Annotated in this window: 15 protein-coding genes; 6 read left to right on the plus strand and 9 right to left on the minus strand. The window is 68.4% G+C overall.

Annotated elements, in window-relative coordinates:
* Both A5775_RS05895 and A5775_RS05900 read right to left on the minus strand, forming a co-directional pair.
* Positions 1 to 918, minus strand: a 918-nt coding sequence (locus tag A5775_RS05895; RefSeq protein WP_067249057.1) for a 13E12 repeat family protein, incomplete at its 3' end; no start/stop codon positions are given.
* Between the two features lie 160 nt (positions 919 to 1,078).
* Positions 1,079 to 1,768, minus strand: coding sequence for a PadR family transcriptional regulator (locus A5775_RS05900; protein ID WP_067249060.1), 690 nt, complete (start codon positions 1,766 to 1,768; stop codon positions 1,079 to 1,081).
* A gap of 61 nt (positions 1,769 to 1,829) precedes the next feature.
* Between A5775_RS05900 and A5775_RS05905 the strand changes: the two genes are divergently transcribed.
* Complete coding sequence (locus A5775_RS05905; protein ID WP_067249065.1) at positions 1,830 to 2,750, plus strand: TIGR03619 family F420-dependent LLM class oxidoreductase; 921 nt, start codon at positions 1,830 to 1,832, stop codon at positions 2,748 to 2,750.
* Here A5775_RS05905 and A5775_RS05910 read toward each other — a convergent pair.
* Positions 2,743 to 3,564 carry a hypothetical protein gene (locus tag A5775_RS05910; RefSeq protein WP_082952898.1) on the minus strand — a complete coding sequence of 274 codons (822 nt, stop codon included), beginning with the start codon at positions 3,562 to 3,564 and terminating at the stop codon, positions 2,743 to 2,745. The two genes, A5775_RS05905 and A5775_RS05910, sit on opposite strands and share 8 nt — an antisense overlap.
* A 139-nt stretch (positions 3,565 to 3,703) precedes the next feature.
* Here A5775_RS05910 and A5775_RS05915 point away from each other — a divergent pair, with 139 nt between their 5' ends.
* Complete coding sequence (locus A5775_RS05915) at positions 3,704 to 4,828, plus strand: FAD-dependent oxidoreductase (RefSeq protein ID WP_067249067.1); 1,125 nt, start codon at positions 3,704 to 3,706, stop codon at positions 4,826 to 4,828.
* 56 nt (positions 4,829 to 4,884) lie between these two features.
* Here A5775_RS05915 and A5775_RS05920 read toward each other — a convergent pair whose 3' ends face one another.
* Both A5775_RS05920 and A5775_RS05925 read right to left on the minus strand, forming a co-directional pair.
* A complete protein-coding gene (locus A5775_RS05920) occupies positions 4,885 to 6,375 on the minus strand; it encodes a multicopper oxidase family protein (protein ID WP_067249071.1) in 1,491 nt (496 codons plus the stop codon).
* Positions 6,372 to 7,109: an ArsR family transcriptional regulator gene (locus A5775_RS05925; protein WP_067249074.1), complete on the minus strand. Its 738-nt coding sequence runs from the start codon at positions 7,107 to 7,109 to the stop codon at positions 6,372 to 6,374. Before A5775_RS05925 ends, A5775_RS05920 begins: the two co-directional genes overlap by 4 nt.
* A 93-nt stretch (positions 7,110 to 7,202) precedes the next feature.
* Between A5775_RS05925 and A5775_RS05930 the strand changes: the two genes are divergently transcribed.
* The 4 genes from A5775_RS05930 (at position 7,203) to A5775_RS05945 (ending at position 10,318) form a co-directional block, all read left to right on the plus strand.
* Positions 7,203 to 8,501 (plus strand): APC family permease, encoded by a 1,299-nt coding sequence (locus A5775_RS05930; protein WP_067249076.1) that lies wholly within the window; start codon positions 7,203 to 7,205, stop codon positions 8,499 to 8,501.
* 96 nt (positions 8,502 to 8,597) lie between these two features.
* Positions 8,598 to 9,107: a flavin reductase family protein gene (locus A5775_RS05935; RefSeq protein WP_067249079.1), complete on the plus strand. Its 510-nt coding sequence runs from the start codon at positions 8,598 to 8,600 to the stop codon at positions 9,105 to 9,107.
* 2 nt (positions 9,108 to 9,109) lie between these two features.
* On the plus strand, positions 9,110 to 9,829 hold the full coding sequence (locus A5775_RS05940; protein ID WP_067249094.1) for a pyrimidine reductase family protein: 720 nt from the start codon (positions 9,110 to 9,112) through the stop codon (positions 9,827 to 9,829).
* A 147-nt stretch (positions 9,830 to 9,976) separates the two neighbouring features.
* Positions 9,977 to 10,318, plus strand: coding sequence for a hypothetical protein (locus A5775_RS05945; RefSeq protein ID WP_067249080.1), 342 nt, complete (start codon positions 9,977 to 9,979; stop codon positions 10,316 to 10,318).
* Between the two features lie 86 nt (positions 10,319 to 10,404).
* Here the strand turns inward: A5775_RS05945 and A5775_RS05950 are convergent, their stop codons facing one another.
* The 4 genes from A5775_RS05950 to A5775_RS05965 all read right to left on the minus strand — a co-directional run.
* Entirely contained in the window at positions 10,405 to 11,889 is a 1,485-nt protein-coding gene (locus A5775_RS05950) for an MFS transporter (protein ID WP_067249081.1), read from the minus strand.
* A 28-nt stretch (positions 11,890 to 11,917) separates the two neighbouring features.
* The gene (ngg, locus tag A5775_RS05955) at positions 11,918 to 13,708 is read right to left on the minus strand and encodes an N-acetylglutaminylglutamine synthetase (RefSeq protein WP_067249084.1); all 1,791 of its coding nucleotides are present in this window, start codon (positions 13,706 to 13,708) and stop codon (positions 11,918 to 11,920) included.
* Positions 13,705 to 15,510 carry an N-acetylglutaminylglutamine amidotransferase gene (locus A5775_RS05960; RefSeq protein ID WP_067249088.1) on the minus strand — a complete coding sequence of 602 codons (1,806 nt, stop codon included), beginning with the start codon at positions 15,508 to 15,510 and terminating at the stop codon, positions 13,705 to 13,707. Before A5775_RS05960 ends, ngg begins: the two co-directional genes overlap by 4 nt.
* Before the next feature lie 95 nt (positions 15,511 to 15,605).
* Positions 15,606 to 19,739: non-ribosomal peptide synthetase (locus A5775_RS05965; protein ID WP_156660582.1), on the minus strand; the 4,134-nt coding region annotated here is incomplete at its 5' end.

A 19,739-nucleotide genomic window follows, 5' to 3' on the forward strand; every position in this document is an offset into this window, starting at 1 on the left:
CCGGTGACGCCTTTGCCCGAGGTCTTGCAGGGTGGTGGTGACCACGACCGACACCGGTAGGCCGTTGTGGCAGCCCAGCTTTCCGGAGGCCAGCAGGGCGCGCAGCCCGGCCAGCAGGGCGTCGTGGTTGCGTTGCGCCGGGCTGCGCAGATCGCGGCGCACCGACTCCTCGTCGGGAACCTCATCGATGACCGGTACCTCGTCGTCGGGGTTACATGCCCCAGGAGCGCCCAGCTTGGCCAGCACGGGTTCGAAGGTGGCGCGCAACTCAGGAGTCAAATAGCCGTGCAGCGCGGACATCCCGTCATATTGCTGCGGCCCCAGGGTGATGCCGCGTCTGCGGGCGCGCTCGCCGTCGCTGAGTGTGCCGTCGGGGTTGAGCCAACCCATGGCCCGCCGCGCGTACTGGTTGAACTCCGCGGGGCCAAACCTGCTGGCCTGGTGCGCCAGATCGGCCTCGGCGTGCTCGCGGGTGCCGTGGTCGATTTCGACCGGCAGCTCGGCAAAGAAACCCCGGATAATCCGCACGTGCGCGTCGCCGATCAATCCCTGGCGTTGGGCGGCCGCGGTGGCGCTCAAGGTGGGTGCCAACAATTCCCCGGTCAGCGCCCGGCGTTGCCCGAGGTCGGCGGCCTCGGCCACCCGGCGCCCGGCATCGGCGGTGGTGATGCGTAACCGCTCGGCCAACGCACGCCCCAGCGTGTCGCCCAGCTCTGTCGTGGTGGCCTGGGCGCGTAGTTCGTTGATCAAGGTGTGCCCGGGTACGCGGACCCGACGCGCGACGCGCTCGAGGCGCTCGAGCGCGCGCAACCGCTCCGGGGTGGTCAACACCTCGAAGGACAACCCGCACACCCGGTCCAGGTCGGCATCCAGCGCGTCGAAAACCTCGACGACCTCCTCGCGCGTGCTCGAACCCATACCCCAGACCCTACGAAGGCCCACCGACAAAAAACTCCGCATTGTGGCCACTGAAACCACAGTGACACAAGGGATTTCGATATGCGATTTCGATATCCGTAATCTCGCTCGCGTGAGGCGCGAGGACAGCACGGGCGAAACCGGTCGCCTACCGTCAGAACTAGTCGGCGTCGCGCTTCGCCTGGACCTGCTTCTCGATTTCGCGCCAATACCCCGGCGTGGGGCGCGGCTTCCCGAAGCCACCCTTCTCGGCCTTCTTCAGGACGGCGTCGGCCTCGTCGATATCCTTCATCAGCTCGAGGGCGAACTCACGCTCGGCGGCGTAGTACTTCGCCGCCCAGCGCAACGCGATCACCGAATACGCCCACGCGGGTTCGCCCTCGGCACCGTCGGCATCTTCCACGGCCTTGCGATGGCGGGCATCGGCGTAGGCCACATGTTCCTGCAGCAGCTCCTTGAGCCGAGCCGGATTGGTCAGGTGGCCGAATGTAACCCGCAGCAGCACACTGTGTTTGAGCACCGGTGGGTCCACTGGCGCGTCGTTGACCCAATCAACCGCCGCCGCCATCCCGGCTTCGGTGATCTTGTAGAGACGGCGGGTGCGGGTCCCCTCGTCGCGCTCGACGCGCGACGTGACCAGCCCCATGCCCTCCAGCTTCTTCAGCTCCGTATAAATCTGGCTATACGACGGGCTCCAGTAGTAGAGGTCGACGCTCCAATCGATCCACTTCTTGAGGTCGTAGCCGGAGATCTCCTCTTCGTAGGACATCATGCACAGCAACGCCCGGCTGGTGGCGGCCAATGCCGCGTTCGTCGGCTTTTTGCTGGCAGGGTCCGTTTCGGAGTCCACGTCGCCAGGTTAACAACACAGACCATAGATTGGGGGACATGGACCGCTGGCTGGGACGCCCATGAAATTCGCCTTCCCCGTTCCGCACATGCTGCGCCTCAAGGCGATTTCGCAGCCCTGGGAAGCGGCCGTCACGGGCCCCGAACAGCGGCGCATGATGCGCTGCGCCGACCAGTGGGGCTACGACATGATCGCGGTGCCCGAACATTTCGTCATCCCCACCGACCATGTCGAGTTGTCCGGGCCGCACTACCTGCACTCGACGGCCGCCCAGGCCTTCATCGCCGGTGCCACCGAGCGGGTCGCCGTCAATTCCTGCATCACAATCTTGCCGCTGCAGCATCCGATCGTGCTGGCCAAAGCGCTGGCCACCGCCGACTGGATGAGTGGGGGCCGGATGATGGTCACCTTCGGAGTGGGGTGGCTGGCACGGGAGTTCGAACTCGTCGGCGTGCCGTTCGGGGAACGCGGGCGGATCGCCGACGAGTACCTGGCGGCCATCGTCGAACTGTGGACCAGTGACTCGCCGCGATTCGACGGCCGCTACGTGTCGTTCGCCGACATCGCCTTCGAGCCGAAACCCGTTCAAAAGCCCCATCTTCCGATCTGGATCGGTGGTGACGTCAACGCCGCGTTACGCAGGGCGGCCGCCTTCGGATCGGGGTGGTGGCCGTTCCTGACACCGCCCGAGCAGATCGCCGAAAAGCTCGACTACATCAAGTCCCAACCTTCCTATGACGGCCGGCCCTTCGAGGTGATGCACGGGTTGGGCACCAACCGGGTCGGCGAAGGACACGTCGCCCGCCGCGACGCAAGCGACCGGCCGGGCATGAGCGCAGCGCAGATCGTCGACCGGTTGGGCTGGCTCGCCGAGCAGGGCGTGACGATGACCGCCGTTCCCGTTCCCGCCGTCGGTGGCGTGGACGAGTACCTCGATTACGCGCAGTGGGTCATCGAGGACATCAAGCCACAGCTCACCTGATCTGCAGCCCGCGGCGACGCACCCATCCGAGGGCGGCGGCACTGCACACGATCCACACGCTGACCGCGATGGCGACGTGGACAAGGCTCTTCGTGTCGCGCCCGAACACAGGCCAGATCAGGGCGGGCAGTTGCTGCCACAAGACACGATGCTCCACACCGTTCATCGGGTCGGCCACGTAGTACAGCGCGTACGGCAGCGCTAGCGCCAGTAGCCAGCTGCGAATGCGGCGCAGATCGCCACGCTGGCGCCACCGCCGGATCAGCGGCTCGACACTGACCGGGTACAGCACCGAGATGAGGTTTCCCACACCCAGCCAGGACACGATGGGCACCGCGACGGTGGGAATCGTAATGCCCAGGCGCGCCGGCGATTCCAGCCACAGTGTCAGCACCATCGCGGCGGCCAGGGTGGGCAGCCCGACGATCGCCAGCAGAGCGAGGTTCTTGATCAGCAGGATTCGCCAGAACGGCACGCCCGCGGACAGGCCCCGAAGGATGCGGTAATGATCGGCACCCAGGAAGTTGGTGGTGGTGACGTCGGCGAGGACCCACGAGGAGAAGTAGGTGCCCACCAGGATCACCCAATCGTGGTGGCGGCCCACCGGCGTCAGCGGCTGCACCAGCAGCCAGGCGGTAGCGATGACCACGTTGGCCGCCACACCCATCAGCCAGGTGCGCGGCGGGGTGAACGCCCACCGGATCTCGGCGACGACCGCCGGGACGAAATCCTTGTGGAAGTCCATGGCGGCGCGCTGTGCCGCGGCGGGGCGCGGGGTCGAGGCGCGTACGAGGTCGCGCAGCAGCGCGCTCACCCAAGGGTGCGACCGTGGCGCGGACTGCCCCGGGCGCACCGGACGACCACATCTGCGTATGAGGATCAACTGACGTGGCCCCCTCGCTATCGGATCGGTCAACGGTTCGCCCGCAGCGTACGCAGGGCAGGATAGCGACATGGACCGAAAGCGCGTCATCGTCGCCGGACTCGGGGACGCGGGCATCCTCGCGGCGATCAGGCTGTCCCGACACGCCGACGTCGTCGGGATCTCGGCCAAACCCGCGCTGGTGAGCGGCCAGGAACTCGGCGTCCGGCTCTCCCGCCCGCACGATTGGGCCCGCGATTACTGGATCCCGTTCGATCGGTTCCGCCGCCTGGATCGCGTCCGCACGGTGCAGGCGACACTGACCGGAATCGACCTCGGCGCCCAAACCGTCTTCGGCCGAGGCGAGGACGGAGCACTCCTCACCGAGGCCTACGACGCGCTGATCATTTCGACCGGTGTCAGCAACGGGTTTTGGCGCCGGCCGACGTTGCAGTCCGCCACCGAGATCGGGGAAGGGCTACGCGCCGCGCACGACCGGTTGGCCGCCGCCGGGTCGGTGATCGTGGTCGGCGGCGGCGCTGCGGCGGTCAGCAGCGCCCTGAACATGGCGATCACCTGGCCCGACAAGCGGATCGACCTGTACTTCCCCGGCGAGTCCGCTCTGCAGGAATATCACCCGCGGATCTGGCACCGGATTCGCGGCCGACTGAGCGAGTTGGGCGTCGGCGTGCACCCGGGCCACCGCGCCGTGGTCGCGGACGGGTTCGCGGGCGACGAGCTCACCGTCGATCCGGTGCGCTGGAGCACCGGGCAGCCCCCGGCGGACGCCGACGCCGTGCTGTGGGCGATCGGGCGGGTGCGACCGAACACCGATTGGCTGCCACCGGAATTGCTCGACGAGCGCGGCTTTGTGCGCGTCACACCGGAACTGCGGGTGCCCGGTCACCGGGGCGTCTTCGCGCTCGGCGACGTCGCGGCCACCGACCCGCTGCGCAGCTCCGCCCGCAACCGCGGCGACGCCCTGGTGGCGCGAAACCTCCTCGCCGAGTTCGCGGGCCGACCGCTGCGCACCTACCGCGCACCGGGGCGGCGGTGGGGTTCGTTGGTGGGCATCCAGCCCAACGGGCTGGAGGTCTTCCTGCCCACCGGCCGTGCCTTCCGCTTCCCATCCTGGTCGGTCGAACGCGTGCTAATGCCGTGGTTCGTGCGCTGGGGCATGTATCGCGGTGTGCGCCAGAACAATCCACTCGGGTAAGACTGGGCGCTCCGCAGCTTGTGCTGTTTGACGTTATACGCACTGTGTTTTGGTGATCAGGTGGTGTTGAGCAACAGCATCAGCCCGTAATCCATGTGGATTTGTTGGTGGCAGTGCAGCAGGGAGAGGCCGGGTTGGTCGGCGACGAAGTCGATTTCCATGCTTTGGTAGCCGCCCAGCATCGCGACGTCCTTGCGCACGCCTGCGGTCGATGCGCCAGCGAAGCGGGTGATTTCGAAGGTGTGCCGATGCAGGTGCATGGGGTGCATGTCGTCGCTGGCGTTGCGCAAGCGCAGCCGGTAGCGCTTGCCGTGCTCGATATCGAGCACGGGTTTGTTGGCGTCCATTGCGAAGGGTGCGCCGTTGATTGTCCAGACGTTGAAACCGTTGTCGGCGGCGTTGCGTTTCTCGATCAGCATGTCGATGGTGCGATCGGGCGGCGTAGGGCTGCTCGGATGGGGTGTGGCGAACAGCCGGTAATCCCACTTGAACGGCACGGGTGCTACCCATTGGGGAGCCCCACCGCGCCCGGCATATTCGACGACCACGCCCATTCCGCGGTCGCGGTCGTCGTCGGAGAGATCGCCCAAAACCCATACACCCGGATTGGTCATACTGACCAGGGCCGAGACTCGTTCACCGGCGCCGAGCCATAACACCGGCACCTCCGCGCGCGTGGGTACCGGGTTGCCGTCCAGTGCGACGACCGTGAAGGTGTGCCCGGGCAGGGCCAGACTGCGAGTCTCGGTGGCGCTGCCGTTGAGTACGTGTAGCAGCACCACCTGACCGGTTCGCACGCGGATGGGATCGCCGTGGCCGAGCATGCGTCCGTTGATGGCGAAAGCCCCATAACCCACCTCGTAGCCGGGCTCGTCTCCTCGGCTCAGCGAGGCCGCCATCGACGTCTCCCCCTTCGCCGTGAGATCCGGGTTCTGCCCGCCGGCGAGGAAGTCGCTGGCCATGTCGCCTCCCCGACTGAACGCGGGCTCAAACTCCTTGAGCGTCAAGAAGATTTCTTGGTCGAAGGAACCCGCGTTCTGGGTAGTCTCGATGTAGACCGGACCCACCAATCCGCTGTATTGGCCACGGGACAGATCGGCGCGCGGTACGACGTGGCTGTGATAGAAACGGAAGCCCGTCGGGCCGGGTACAAAGGAGATTCTCCGCATGCCGTGCGCGGGCACGTCGGGCGTTCCCTCCTCGGCGGCGCCATCAGCGTCGACTCCAACATGCTGGCCGTGCCAGTGCAACTGTTCGGGGGAATCGGTATCGTTGAAGACATCCACCCATGTGCGCCGCCCCTGCATGAACCGAAGCAGCGGGCCCGGAAATTGGCCGTTGTAGGTCAAGGTCGATACCATCCGGCCGGGTGCCAATTCGACCGTGCCGGTTGCGATTCGCAGTGTGTAGTCCGCTTTACCGTTGGGCGGACCGGGTTGCGCGGCTCCCGAACACGCGGTTAGCGCCCCGGTGCCGGCGCCACCCGATGCGGCCAGCATCGTGACACCCCATTTGCAGAAGTCGCGCCGGTTGACCGCCATGATCACCGTCCGCGAGGGCCGACGCCGAGGACGGGCAGAAGGTAGTCGACGCGGCTGCTCAATTCGCTTGCCACACGACGGAATTCGGGGTAGCCACCGCCGGAAGGATCGGGCAGGCTCCAATGCATCGTGGTGGCCAGATGGTGGTCGTGCGCGTATTCGCGGACCTTGTCGCATAACGTGACCACGCAGTCGAAGCGTCGTCGGGCAACCGCGGCCAAGGGCTGCGGCCGGACACCGCGCAGATCGATGTCGTACTCGTCGCGCATGACGCGGATGGCGTCGGCGTGGAGATGTGATTTCGGATGACTGCCGGCGCTCGCGGCGCGAATGCGGCCCCGGCCCCGTTTTTCTAGCAGCGCCGCGGCTATCGGCGACCGCGCGCTGTTGCCGGTGCATAAAAACAGCACCGACCGCGGCGCGGGCTTGGCGGGAGGAGTGGGGGCCAACCCCGGATGCAGTGCGGCGGCGGCCTCGCCGAATGCCTTGGCGCACTTCGTCAGGTTCAACCAGTAATAGGTGTCGCGGCCGTCGAAAGTGCTGCGGCGCGCGTCGACGAGTCCCGCCGAACGCAATAGCCGCAAGTGATACGAGACCAGGTTCTGCGGCTCGCCGAGGACGGCGGCCAATTCGCGCACCCGGCGGTCACCGGATGCCAGTTCGGTCAGCACCGCCCACCGCAGTGGATGGGACGCCATCTGCAGCAGCGGTGGGACGGTCGCCCGCGTGGCGGAGGCCATACGCTCGCACAATACATCAAACTAATTTGATAGGTTAGGCGCTGCGCGAAGTGACACCAGTAGCGTTCCGTTCTCTGTTTTCGAGGAGACCGCGTGTCTGAAAGCACCCCGGCGGGCGCCCGATCCGACAACGACGAGTTGCGCCGAAGCCTCGGTGTTTTCGACGCGGTGGTGATCGGGCTGGGGTCGATGGTCGGCGCCGGGATCTTCGCCGCGCTGGGCCCAGCCGCGCGCGCCGCCGGTTCGGGACTGCTGCTGGGCCTGGCGTTGGCGGCGGTGGTGGCCTACTGCAACGCCACCTCCTCCGCGCGCCTGGCAGCGCGCTATCCCGCCTCCGGCGGCACCTATGTCTACGGCCGCAAGCGGCTCGGCGACTTCTGGGGATACCTGGCCGGGTGGGGCTTCGTCGTCGGAAAGACCGCCTCGTGCGCGGCGATGGCGTTGACCGTGGGCACCTACGTCTGGCCGGAGCAGGCACATGCGGTGGCCGTGGCGGCGGTGGTGGCGCTGACCGCGGTGAACTACGCCGGAGTGCAGAAGTCGGCCTGGCTGACCCGCATCATCGTCGCGCTGGTGCTGGCCGTGCTGGCGGCGGTGATCGTCGCCGCGTTCAGCTCGGGAAGAGCCGACGCCGACCAGTTCCGCCTGGCCGGCGCGACCCTCGGAGGCGTGGTGCAAGCCGCGGGGTTGTTGTTCTTCGCCTTTGCCGGCTATGCGCGCATTGCGACCTTGGGCGAGGAGGTCCGGGACCCGGCCCGCACCATTCCGCGGGCGATACCGCTGGCACTGGCCATCGCGATGGCTGTCTACGCATTGGTGGCCGCCGCCGCGCTTTCCGTGCTGGGGCCCACCCGCCTCGCCGACAGCGCCGCCCCGCTGGTCGAAACGGCCCGCGCGGCGGGAACGGGCTGGCTGGTTCCCCTGGTCCAGGCGGGGGCGGCGGTCGCCGCGCTGGGGTCCCTGCTGGCGTTGATTCTCGGCGTCTCGCGCACCACCTTGGCCATGGCCCGCGACCACCATCTCCCCCACGCGCTGGCCGCCGTGCACCCGCGATTTCAGGTGCCCCACCGCGCGGAAACGCTGATCGGCGTCGTCGTCGCGATCCTGGCCGCCACCGCCGACCTTCGCGACGCCATCGGTTTCTCCTCGTTCGCCGTGCTGATCTACTACGCCGTCGCCAACGCCTCCGCGCTCACCCTCGGGCGCGACGAGGGCCGCCCGCACCGAGCTATCCCGGTGATCGGACTGCTCGGATGCGTGGTGCTGGCTTTCGCGATGCCGCGGTGGTCGGTGCTGTCCGGTACGGCCGTGCTGGCTATCGGCGTGGCCGCCTACACGATGCGGCAAATCATCGCTCGAATCAGGCTGCGGCGCAACGGAAACACCTCATGACCGGGTCCTCCGCCGCGGCGGGCCGGGCAAGGCCCGTCGCCACGCAAATCGCGGCAAATACGATTCTCCGGGCGTCCGACGGGGAAGACTGACCAGATGGCCGACCCCGAAACCGAACCGGAAACCGAAGCATTCGAAAAGCTGGTGGCGCTGCTGAACTATCCGATGTTCGTCGTCACCACGCAGGCCAACGGCACCCCGGCCGGATGCCTGGTGGGTTTTGCCAGCCAGGCCAGCATTCATCCGCCCCGATTCCTGGTCGGCCTGTCGCAGCGCAACCACACCTTCCGTACGGCGCGCGACGCCACCCACCTGGCCGTGCACGTGTTCGACCACGCCCACCTCGACATCGTGGAGCTCTTCGGCGGCCAAACCAGCGACAAGATCGACAAGTTCGACCGCTGTTTTTGGCATTCCGGCCCCGAACGGATGCCCATCCTCGACGACGCGGCCGCCTGGTTCGTCGGCGAGATCCTGGAACGTTTCCCGCTGGGCGACCACGTCGGGCACCTGCTGGCACCGGTCAGCGGCAGCCCGCCGCGGGAGCTGGAAAGCTGGGTGTCCTTCGGCGACGTCCGCCAGATGGAACCCGGCCACGAGGCGTGACCGTGGCCCAGTCTCCCCGCGTCAGCACCGTCCCCAGCATCGTCGAACTCGCGCCGTTCTATGCCGATACCCCGGATGGCCTGCGCGCCAACATGATCTTCAGCGCCGACGGCGCCGCCGCGTTCGGCGGGCGCGCCGGTCCGCTGTCGTGTCCCACCGATCAACGGCTGCTGAGAATCCTGCGCGGGCTCGCCGACGTCGTCCTGGTCGGGGCCGGCACCGCCCGCGCCGAAAACTACGGCCCGGTGCAGCTCACCGACGCGGCACGGGCCAGACGGCACCATGAAGGGCGATTCGCGCCCCCGCCGATCGCCGTCGTCAGCCGCAGCGCCGAACTGCCTGCCCGGCTGTTCAGCAACCCCGAACAACCACCGATCCTGGTGACCTGCGCGCGAACCGCGGAGCGGCTCGACCCCGACGACGACGACCGGCGACAGATCATGGTGGCCGGTGAGAACACGGTGGACGTGGCCCGCGCCGTCGCGATGCTGCGTGAGCGCGGCATGCACCGCATCCTGTGCGAGGGCGGGCCGACCCTGCTCGACGAGCTGGTGGAGGCCGACGCCGTGACCGAACTCTGCGTCACGCTCGCCCCCAGACTCGCCGCGAGCCAACCGGTGGGTTATCGGGTGCACCCGGCGCGGTTGACCGCGCCGGTCACCATGCGTCTGGCGCACGCGTTGGTCTGCGACGACTACCTGTTCTTGAAGTACACCCGCTGACCCCGGTCGTGCGCACCGGCGCTCGACATGCGGCCGACGGCTCCGCTTCCTATGATGAATAAGCCCGGTTCATCGCCTCGCGCGACATCGCCTTCACGCTGAGCGCTGTCCACGTTCTCGACGCCACAGAAAAGGATCACCGGCCCGGTGAGCAGTTCAGACGACGACCATGACTATCGGAATCTGGCGGTGAATCGACTGCGCCCCAGCGAAATTCACTGGGCACTCAACCACGACGCCGTGCACGGGATCGCGTATGCGTTCAGGAACCCCGTCGCGGTCGCCGAATCCATCGAGGATCCGGACGACGACCGGAAGACATATCTGGTCCGGGTCAAGCGCGACGACCTGGCCACGGCGCTGGAAAAGATCAACGAATGGATATTCGACAATCCCGGCCCGGCCGGGATGCAGGCCTACGGATTCGTCCGGGCGCTGTCTCGCGAAGGGCTCACCGAGCGCGCCGCCGGTGACGACGACGTCCGGTAGTCACCCAGCCGGGCTCCGCGGTACAACAACCACCGTCGAAGACCTGCACACCTGGTGGGACGCGTACGGCTGATGGGCCCCGCTCGTCAGTCCGGTAGCGGCGCCGAATCCTCTTGGCGCTCGGCGTCTTCCACCGTCAACGGCAACGCCAGCTCTTCCAGCGGGCGCCGCTCGGCAGCCACGCCGAGCCACAGTTCGACCAGGCCGGCGGCCGCCATCACGACCGCGCCGATCAAAAACGACCAGACGACCTCGTTGCGGTGGCCGGAGTTGATGAGCTGACCGAACAGCAGCGGGCCGGTGATACCGCCGATCGCCGTGCCCATCGCGTAGAAGAACGCGATCGCCAGCGCCCGCGTCTCCATCGGGAAGATCTCGCTGACCGTCAGGTACGCCGCGCTGGCACCCGCCGACGCCAGAAAAAACGCCACGATCAGCACGCCGATGAAGGCCCAGACACCGCCGGCCTGGGTGACGAACACCAGCGCCAACACGACCACTGCCACGCCGGAACCGATGTAGGTCAGCGTGATCATCGGTTTGCGGCCGACGGTGTCGAACAGATGCCCGAGCACCAGCGGGCCGGCGAAATTACTCAGAGCCCACACCACGAAGAACACCGGCACCACGCCGGAGGGCACGGCGTAGAACTGGCTGAGCAGTGTGCCGAGGTTGAACGTGACGCCGTTGTAGAGGAACGCCTGCCCGATGAACAACGCCAGCCCGAGGACCGCGCGCCGCGGGTAGAGCTTGAAGGCCACGCCGGCGATCTCGCGGAACGAAATCGCCTTGCGCTGACGGATCCGCAGCGGCTTACCCTGCGGTTCGGGCAGCGGCTGTCCCGTCTCCCGCTCGACCGCCTCCTCGATGTCGCCGACGATCTGCTCGGCTTCGTCGTCGCGGCCGTGAATGAACAGCCACCGCGGGCTTTCCGGAACGTTGCGCCGCACGAGAAGGACGAAAATGCCGAATATGGCGCCGATGCCGAAGGCGAGCCGCCACCCGATGTCGGGCGGGAAGTTCGACGTGTCCAACAGGATCAGCGCGCCGCCCGCGCCGGCGGCCGACCCCAGCCAATAGGTTCCGTTGATCACCAGGTCGACACGGCCGCGTACCCGCGCGGGGATCAGCTCGTCGATGGCGGAATTGATGGCGGCGTATTCGCCGCCGATGCCGGAACCGGTGACGAAGCGGGTCAGGAAGAAATACCACGGGGCGAAGGCGAACGCGGTCGCCACGGTGGCGACCAAATAGATTGCGAGCGTAAGGATGAACAGGTTTCGCCGACCGAACCGGTCGGTGAGGTGACCGAAGAACAGCGCCCCCGTACAGGCTCCGGCGATGTAGATCGCCGCCGCCATGCCGATCTGCGCGGCGTTCAGGGCGATGCCGCTGTTGTGCTCCATCAGCCGGGCCGAGACGTTGCCGACCATGGTGACCTCGAGCCCGTCGAGCACCCAGACACCGCCCAGGCCGATCACGACGCGCCAATGGAACCGTGACCACGGCAGCCGGTCCAGCCGGGCGGGCACCTGCGTCTCGATGGTCTTGGTCTGCGCGTTCGCACTCACGGGCGTCTCCGTTCTGGTTCGACCGACGTCAGCCACGATCCGAGCGGGACTCCTCAGGCGTCCAGGCCTGCGGCTGGCCGGGGTGGCCGGGGAACAGAAAGTCGATGAAAGCCGCTGCCGTGGGCTGAGGTTCGTGGTTGGCCAGCCCCGGCCGCTCGTTGGCTTCGATGAACGCGTAGTCGGCGCCCGTGACGTCGGGCACCAGCAGGTCGATGCCGGTCACCGGGATGCCGATCGCCTCGGCCGCGGTCACCGCGACCCGGCACAGTTCGGCGTTCACCTGTGCGGTGACGTCGTGGATGGTGCCGCCCTGATGCAGGTTGGCGGTGCGGCGCACCCTGAGCCGGGTGCCCTGGGGCAGCACATCGTCCAAGTCCCAACCCGCTTCTGCGACGGTCGATTCCGTGAGGTCGTCGAGGGGGATGCGGGACTCGCCGCCGGTGGCCGCGGAGCGCCGCCGGCTTTCGGCCGCGATCAGGTCGCGCACGCTGTGCTCCCCCGTACCGATGATCTCCGGAGGCAAGCGCAGCGCGGCGGCCACGACGCGGCCGTCGATCACCACGAGCCGAAGGTCGTCGCCGGTCACCCGCTGCTCGATCAGCACGTCGGGGTATTGCTTGCGGGCGCGCGCGAGGGCGGCGGACAGATCGTCGGGCCCGTTGTCGGCGACGACGCCGACGGTGATGCCCTTGCCCTGCTCGCCCCGCGTCGGTTTGACGACGACCTCGCCGACCTCCTTGAGGAAGGCGAAGTCGCTCTCGTCGAAGGTTGCCAGGCGGGCGCGGGGCACGGTGATGCCGGCCTCGGAGACGAGGCGCCGGGTCAACCGCTTGTCGTCGCAGCGGCACATGGCCACCGCCGAGGTGTATTCGGAGAGCGATTCACGGGTGATGACGCTGCGGCCGCCGTGGGTGAGCCGCATCTCGCCGGTCTCGGCGTCGAGCACCTCGACCCAAATCCCGCGGCGCAGCGCCTCGTCGGCGATGATCCGGGCGTAGGGGTTGAGGTCGTCGATCGTCTCCGGCGGCGGGCTGAACAACGGCTCGTTGATCGCGTTCTTGCGCTTGATCGCCAGCACCGGGACGCGACGGAAACCCAGCTTCTCGTAAAGGCCGATGGCGGCGGCGTTGTCGTGCGCCACCGACAGATCCATGTACGCGCGGCCCGCGTCGCGGAAGTGATCGGCCAGGGCCCGGGTGAGGGCCGCGCCGACCCCGGGCAGCCCGGCGGCCGGATCGACGGCCAGGGTCCACAGGCTCGATCCTTCCTCCGGGTCGTTGAACAGCAACTCGTGGTCGACGCCGGTGACGGTGCCGACCACGGCGCCGTCCTCGTCGCGCACCGCGAGCAGATACTTCACCGCCGGCACATGCTGATGGTTCTCCCAGATCACGTCGACCCCGGCCGGGACCATTCCGCAGCGCACGTACACGCGGTTCATGGCGTCGGCGTCGATCGGGTCGTTCAGCGTGCGCACCGTCACGCCCACCGGCGACGGCGGCGAGTTCTTCTTCCGGCCGGTGAAGCGCAGCCGGTAGGTGTGGCTGGGGTCGATGAAAAGCTCGGTCGGGGCCTCGGCGACCACGACGTGGGATTCACGGGCGTAGATGCAGATGTCGCGCCGCCCGGGCCCTTCGCGCCGCAACGCCTCGACCAATTGCTGGGAGTCGGCGAATGTCTGCCCGAAAATGAGTCGGCCCCAACCCAATTCGAGCTCAACGTCCTTCGCCATCGCATCGACCAGTTCCGGCGGCGAGGCGTCGTGCAGGCCGAGCGTGATCGCTTCGGTGTGGTCGCCGGACGGATCGACCACGGTCATGCAACCGGCCCCGTGATGCCGTGCCGCTGCAACCACAGCTCGAGCAGGGCGATCTGCCAGAGCTCGTTGCCGCGCAGTGGGGTCAGCTTGCCGTTGGGGTTGGCCAGCAGCGCGTCGACCGCGTCGGTGTTGAACAGGCCGCGTTCCTTGGCGGTCGGAGCGTAGAGGGCGTCACGGACCATGTCGAGGTAGGGCCCTTCCAGGTGGGTCAGCGCCGGAACCGGGAAGTAGCCCTTCGGCCGGTCGATGACCTCCGACGGAATGACCCGTCGCGCAGCCTGTTTGAGGACGCCCTTGCCTTGGTGGGCGATCTTCAACTCCGGCGGGCAGGTGGCGGCCAGCTCGACCAACTCGTGGTCGAGGAACGGAACCCGGCCTTCCAGTCCCCACGCCATCGTCATGTTGTCGACCCGCTTCACCGGGTCGTCGATCAGCATCACGGTGGTGTCGAGCCGCAACGCGCGGTCGATGCCGGTCTCGGCGCCGGCCTGCGCGAAGTGCTCGGTGACGAACCGCAGGCTCGGGTCGCCCGGCGCGACGATGCCCGACCCCACCAACGCGTCGACCCCGGCCGCGTCGCGATCGAAGAAGGCGCCGCGGTATTGGGCGACCGCGCCCTCGAGCGTGGCGGCGGCGGCCTCACCCATCGGCGGGTACCAGTGGTAGCCGGCGAACACCTCGTCGGCGCCCTGGCCGGACTGCACGACCTTCACGTGGCGCGCCACTTCCTGACTGAGCAGGTAGAAGGCGACGCAGTCGTGGCTGACCATGGGTTCGCTCATCGCGCCGATGGCCCCATCGAGGGCGGGCAGCATCCGGTCGGTCTCGATGCGGATCTGGTGGTGGTTGGTGTCGAAACGCTCGGCCACGATGTCGGAGTACTGGAACTCGTCGCCCTTGACGCCGCCGGCCGACTCGAAGCCGATGGAGAAGGTGGACAGCCCGTGCTGACCGGCCTCGGCGAGCAGGCCCACGATCAAACTCGAGTCGACGCCGCCGGACAGCAGGCAACCGACCGGCACGTCGGCGACCAACCGGCGCTTGACCGCCAGGCGCAGCGTGGACAGCACGGCGTCTTCCCAGTCGCGCTCCGACCAGTCCGAGCGGTCGGCGTGCCGGGTGAAATCGGGCGCCCAATAGGTGGTGACGGTGCGCTTGCCGTCGGGCTCGATCGCGACCAGCGAGGCGGGCGGCACCTTGCGGACCCCGCGCAGGATGGTGGCCGGGGCGGGCACCACCGAGTGGAAGCTCATGTAGTGGTGCAGGGCGACGGGGTCGATCCGGGTGTCCACACCGCCGCCGGCCAGCAGCGCCGGCAGCGTCGACGCGAACCGGACGCGGTGGCTGTCCTCGGTCAGGTACAGGGGTTTGATGCCGAGCCGGTCACGCCCGAGCAGCACCCGGCCGCTGTCGCGTTCGACGATGGCGAAGGCGAACATGCCGAACAGGTGGCTGACGAAGTCATCACCCCACCGGTGGTAGGCCTTGATCAGAACCTCGGTGTCGCTGTGCGAGAAGAAGCGGTAGCCGTACCCGCTGAGTTCGCTGCGCAGCTCCTTGTAGTTGTAGATGCACCCGTTCCAGGCGATGGACAGACCCAGCTCGGAGTCGACCATGGGCTGCGAGCCGGCTTCGGTCAGGTCGATGATTTTGAGGCGACGATGACCGAGCGCGACCCGGCCCTGCGACCAGGCGCCGCCACTGTCCGGGCCCCTCGGCGTCAGCACGGCGGCCATCGCTGAGACCGCCGCTACATCGGGCGCCCGCCCGTCGAGTCGTACCTCCCCGGTGACTCCGCACACCTCTTCGACCCTACCGGGGCCCGATTCGACACGCGCGTGACGTCCGCCAAAAGTGCTGCAACGACCCGCCAACGCCCACGATCAATGTGCGGTGATCACCGCGAGCGACGGGAGTGTGAGGTGGGTCGCATCGTCGTGCGGACAAGGTTCCGGAGTTGTTCCCCATACAGCTCGACCGATTCGGCGCTCAGCATCTCGGTGTGCGTGCAGTCGATCGAGTGCACCCGAATCTCGCCGGACGCGTAGGGCGCCCAGGATCGAGACAGCTGCGCGCCGCGTTCGTCGTCATCCCGCGCCGCGGAGAAGACGGTGATATCGCCCTCGAAGCGCCCGGGCTCGTGGTGGCGATAGAGCTCGATGTTGCCGTTGAGATTCCCCAGGAGCAGCTCGAAGAGCGGTTTGCTGCGCGGCCCGCCTTGTCCGTCTTGCCCGTCTTGCCCGTCTTGTCCGTCTTGGCCGTCTTGTCCGATGTTGTAGGCCCGCAACGCATCTTCGAGCACCCGCTGCTCGCCGAGGGCGTGCTCGGGCGGGGCCAGGCCGCCGTCGATGCCGGGTTGCGCGTCGAGGAGGATCAGGCGCCCGATCACGCGTCCCCGCCGTTGGAGCTCGATGGCGATCTCGTGGGCGACCACCCCACCGAACGACCAGCCCAGGATGTTGTAGGGCCCGCCGGGATAGACGTCTTGGATCCGGTCGGCATGGGCTTCGGCCATGGCCCGGATGGAGCGCGGACCGTCGCCGTTGCGCGGGATCTGCTGAATCCCGACGATCGGGCAGTCCAGGTGGTTTCCGAGAACCCGATACGGCCAGCTCACCCCGCCCGCGGGATGCACGCAGAACAGCGGAACGCCGCCGGCCCCGTGCTTGAGGGTCTGCACCGGAACCACGTCTTCGGCGTCCGTCGCGTCCGGGCGCAGTCGCCGGCTCAACCCGCTGACCGTGGGCGCGTCGAACAAGCTGCGCACCGGGAGGTCGGCGCCCAGGCTGGTGTTGATCGCCGCGATCAACCGCATCGCGGAAATGCTGTCGCCGCCCAGATCGAAGAAGGAGTCGTCGACCCCGACCCGCTCGACGCCGAGCACGTGGGCGAAGCTGGCGGCCAGCGCCTCCTCGACGGCGTTGGACGGGGCCCGGTAGCCGGTGCCGGTGTATTCGGCGGCGGGAAGCGCGCGGGCGTCGAGTTTGCCGTTGGGTGTCAGCGGCAGCGCGTCGAGCCCGACCACGGCCGCCGGCACCATGTAGCCCGGAAGACGCTGGGCCAGCGCGGTGCGCGCCTCGCCCGGGTCGGCGTTTCCGGTGATGTAGCCCACCAGGCGTTTGTCACCGGGGCGGTCCTCGCGGGCGATCACCACCGCCTGATCGACGTCGTCCAGTGCGGCCATCGCGGTCTGGACTTCGCCGAGTTCGATGCGGTAGCCCCGGATCTTGACCTGTTCGTCGGCGCGGCCCAGGTAGTGCAGCTGGCCCTCATCGGATCCGGAGCCACCCCAGCACACCAGGTCCCCGGTCCGATACATGCGCGTTCCCGGAGCCCCGAACGGGCACGCCACGAAGCGCGACGCGGTCAGTCCGGACCGGCCGACATATCCCGCGGCCACCCCGGATCCGGCGACGTACAGCTCCCCCACGACGCCCGCGGGCACGGGACGCAACCACGCGTCGAGCACGAACAGCGCCGCGCCGTCCACCGGCGAACCGATCGGTGGCGTCCCGGATCCCGCCGTCAGGGGTGCGCTGATCGCCACGCACATCGTCGTCTCGGTCGGGCCGTACGCGTTGACCATCACCCGCCCCGGCGCCCAGCGATCCACCACCTCGGGCGGGCAGGCCTCGCCGGCCACCACCAGCGACACCGAGTCCAGCCCCTCATGGGAAAGCATGGCCACCGCCGACGGGGTCTGGGTCAGCACGCTGACCCCTTCGGCGACCAGCAGGGCATGGAAGTCCTGCGGGGAGCGTGCCACCGACTCGGGGACGACCACCAACCGCCCGCCGCGCAGCAGCGCGCCGAAGATCTCCCACACCGAGACGTCGAAGGCATACGAGTGGCTTTGCGTCCACACGCCCGCGCGCGGCAGGCCCGCGTCCAACGGCTCCAGCAGCTGCGTCACGTTGCGATGGGTGACCGCAACACCTTTGGGAACGCCGGTGGTGCCCGACGTGTAGATGATGTAGGCGACGCCCTCGGCCGGGGGCGCCGGCAACGGCGTGCCCGCGTGGGTGTCGATCTGTGAGTCCTCGATGTCGATGACCGTCACGTCGCACCCAGCTAGCCGCGAGCGCAGGCCCGCGGTGGTGATCGCGGCGACCGGCGCGGAATCCTCGAGCATGAATCGGATCCGGGTGGCCGGCGCCGCCGAGTCGATCGGCAGGTAGGCCGCGCCGGTCTTGAGCACCGCCAGGATCGCCACGATCGCCTGCGCCGACCGCGAAAACAGCAGCGCGACAGACTGTCCCGGGCCCGCACCATGACCGGCCAGCAGGTGTGCCAGGCGGTTGGCGGCCTCGTCGAGCTCGCGGTACGTCATCGACAGGTCGGCCCAGCGGATCGCCACCGCGTCCGGGGTCTGGGCCACATGCGCGTCGAACAACGCCGGAATCGACGGGAATGACGGCGGCGCCTGGACCGAGACCGCCCGGTTGCCGATCGCGTCCAGGCGGGCGTGTTCGGGCGCGTCGAGCAGGTCCACCGACGAGAGCGGCCGGGCCGGATCGGCGGTCATCGCGACCAGCACCCGCTCGAGCCGCTCGCTCAGCGCGGCGATGGTCCGCGCGTCGAAGACGCCGGCGTCGTATTCGACCCGCAGGCCGAGTTCCTCTCCGGACAGGGCGGCCTGCATCGTCAACGGGTAGTGGTTGCGCTCGAACATGTTGACGTCGGTGATGCCCAGTTCGTGGTCGACGGCCATCGCGGACGTGTCCAGCGGATAGTTCTCGTAGGCGAACAAGGTGTCGAACAGCTTGTCCTGGCCGGTGATCCGGTGGATCTCGCTCAGCGCCAGGTGCTGGTGATCGAGCGTGGCGGTGTGCGCGCCTTGCAGCTGGGTGAGCAAGTCGGCCGTGGTGGTGGCCGCCGTGATGCGCGCGCGCACCGGGACAGTGTTGATCATCAGACCCACCATCGTGTCGGCGCCGGGCACCTCGGCCGGCCTGCCCGAGACGGTGGTGCCGAAGGCGACGTCGTGCTGGCCGGTCAGCCACACCAGCAGCTGCGCCCACGCGGCCTGCAGCACGGTGCTGACGGTGGTGTGGCTAAAGCGGGCCAGCTCGCTGAGCGCCCGCGTGCTCTCCGCGGAGACCGTGAACGACTGCACGCCCCGGGCGCCCGGCTCGAGCTGGTGCGGCGGCCCGACCAGCGTCGGGGTGTCGAAGCCGGCGAGCACCTCACCCCACGCCGCGCGCGCGGCGTCGACGTCGCGCTCGGCCAGCCAGGTCACGAACCTGCGATAGGGCGCGGGCACGGGCAGGCGCTGTCCGGTGTAGCAGGCGAAGGTCTCGTTCAGCAGGATCGGGACCGACCAGCCGTCGAGCACGATGTGATGAATGGTGAGCACCAGCCGGTGCCGGTCGTGCGCCGTGCGGATCAGGACGGCACGGACCGCGGGCTGGTCGGCCAGGTCGTAGACGGCGGAGCGTTCGGCCGCGCACAGGCGCTGGATCTGCTCCTCGGGTTGGGATCCGTTCGCCGGAACCTCGAGGTACCGCCAGGCCATCGCCGGGTCCGCCGGGATGATCTGCACCGGCTCGTCGAACTGGTCGCAGAACCGGGCGACGAGGTGCGGGTGCCGGGTGACCACCGTGTGCATCGCCTCGCGCAGCCGGTCGTGGTCGATCGGGCCGGTCAAGCTGAGATCCAGCTGCACCACGTAGAGGTGGTCGTCGCTGCCCCGCGTGGTGTTGGCGTGGAACAGCAGCCCCTCCTGCAGGGGGGTCAGCGGCAGGATGTCGGCGATCGGCAGGCGCCGTTCGAGCTGGTCGATCTGCGGCTGGTCCAACCGGGCGGGGACGACGTCCGACGGGGTCAGCCCGCCGCCGCCGTCGCGCACGTGCGTGCAGATGCCGGCCAGGGCCTCGAACCACAGCCTGCTCAACCGGGTCACCTGCTCGCGGTCGAGCGCCGAGGGCGCCCACGTCCAGTTGGCGTGCAGCTGGGGGCCGTCCTCGGTGTCCATGGTGCCGGCGTTGAGGTCGACGGTGTGCATCAGCGGCATGGGCACCGCGGTGCTGGC

The sequence above is a fragment of the Mycobacterium sp. 852002-10029_SCH5224772 genome (genome assembly GCF_001667315.1).
Taxonomy (GTDB): Bacteria; Actinomycetota; Actinomycetes; order Mycobacteriales; family Mycobacteriaceae; genus Mycobacterium.

Excerpts from the sequence above, each read along its gene's own strand:
- A5775_RS05905 (WP_067249065.1), top strand. The coding sequence starts at position 1,830 with ATGAAATTCGCCTTCCCCGTTCCGCACATGCTGCGCCTCAAGGCGATT.
- A5775_RS05915 (WP_067249067.1), top strand. The coding sequence starts at position 3,704 with ATGGACCGAAAGCGCGTCATCGTCGCCGGACTCGGGGACGCGGGCATC.
- A5775_RS05925 (WP_067249074.1), bottom strand. The coding sequence starts at position 7,109 with ATGGCCTCCGCCACGCGGGCGACCGTCCCACCGCTGCTGCAGATGGCG.
- A5775_RS05935 (WP_067249079.1), top strand. The coding sequence starts at position 8,598 with ATGGCCGACCCCGAAACCGAACCGGAAACCGAAGCATTCGAAAAGCTG.
- ngg (WP_067249084.1), bottom strand. The coding sequence starts at position 13,708 with ATGACCGTGGTCGATCCGTCCGGCGACCACACCGAAGCGATCACGCTC.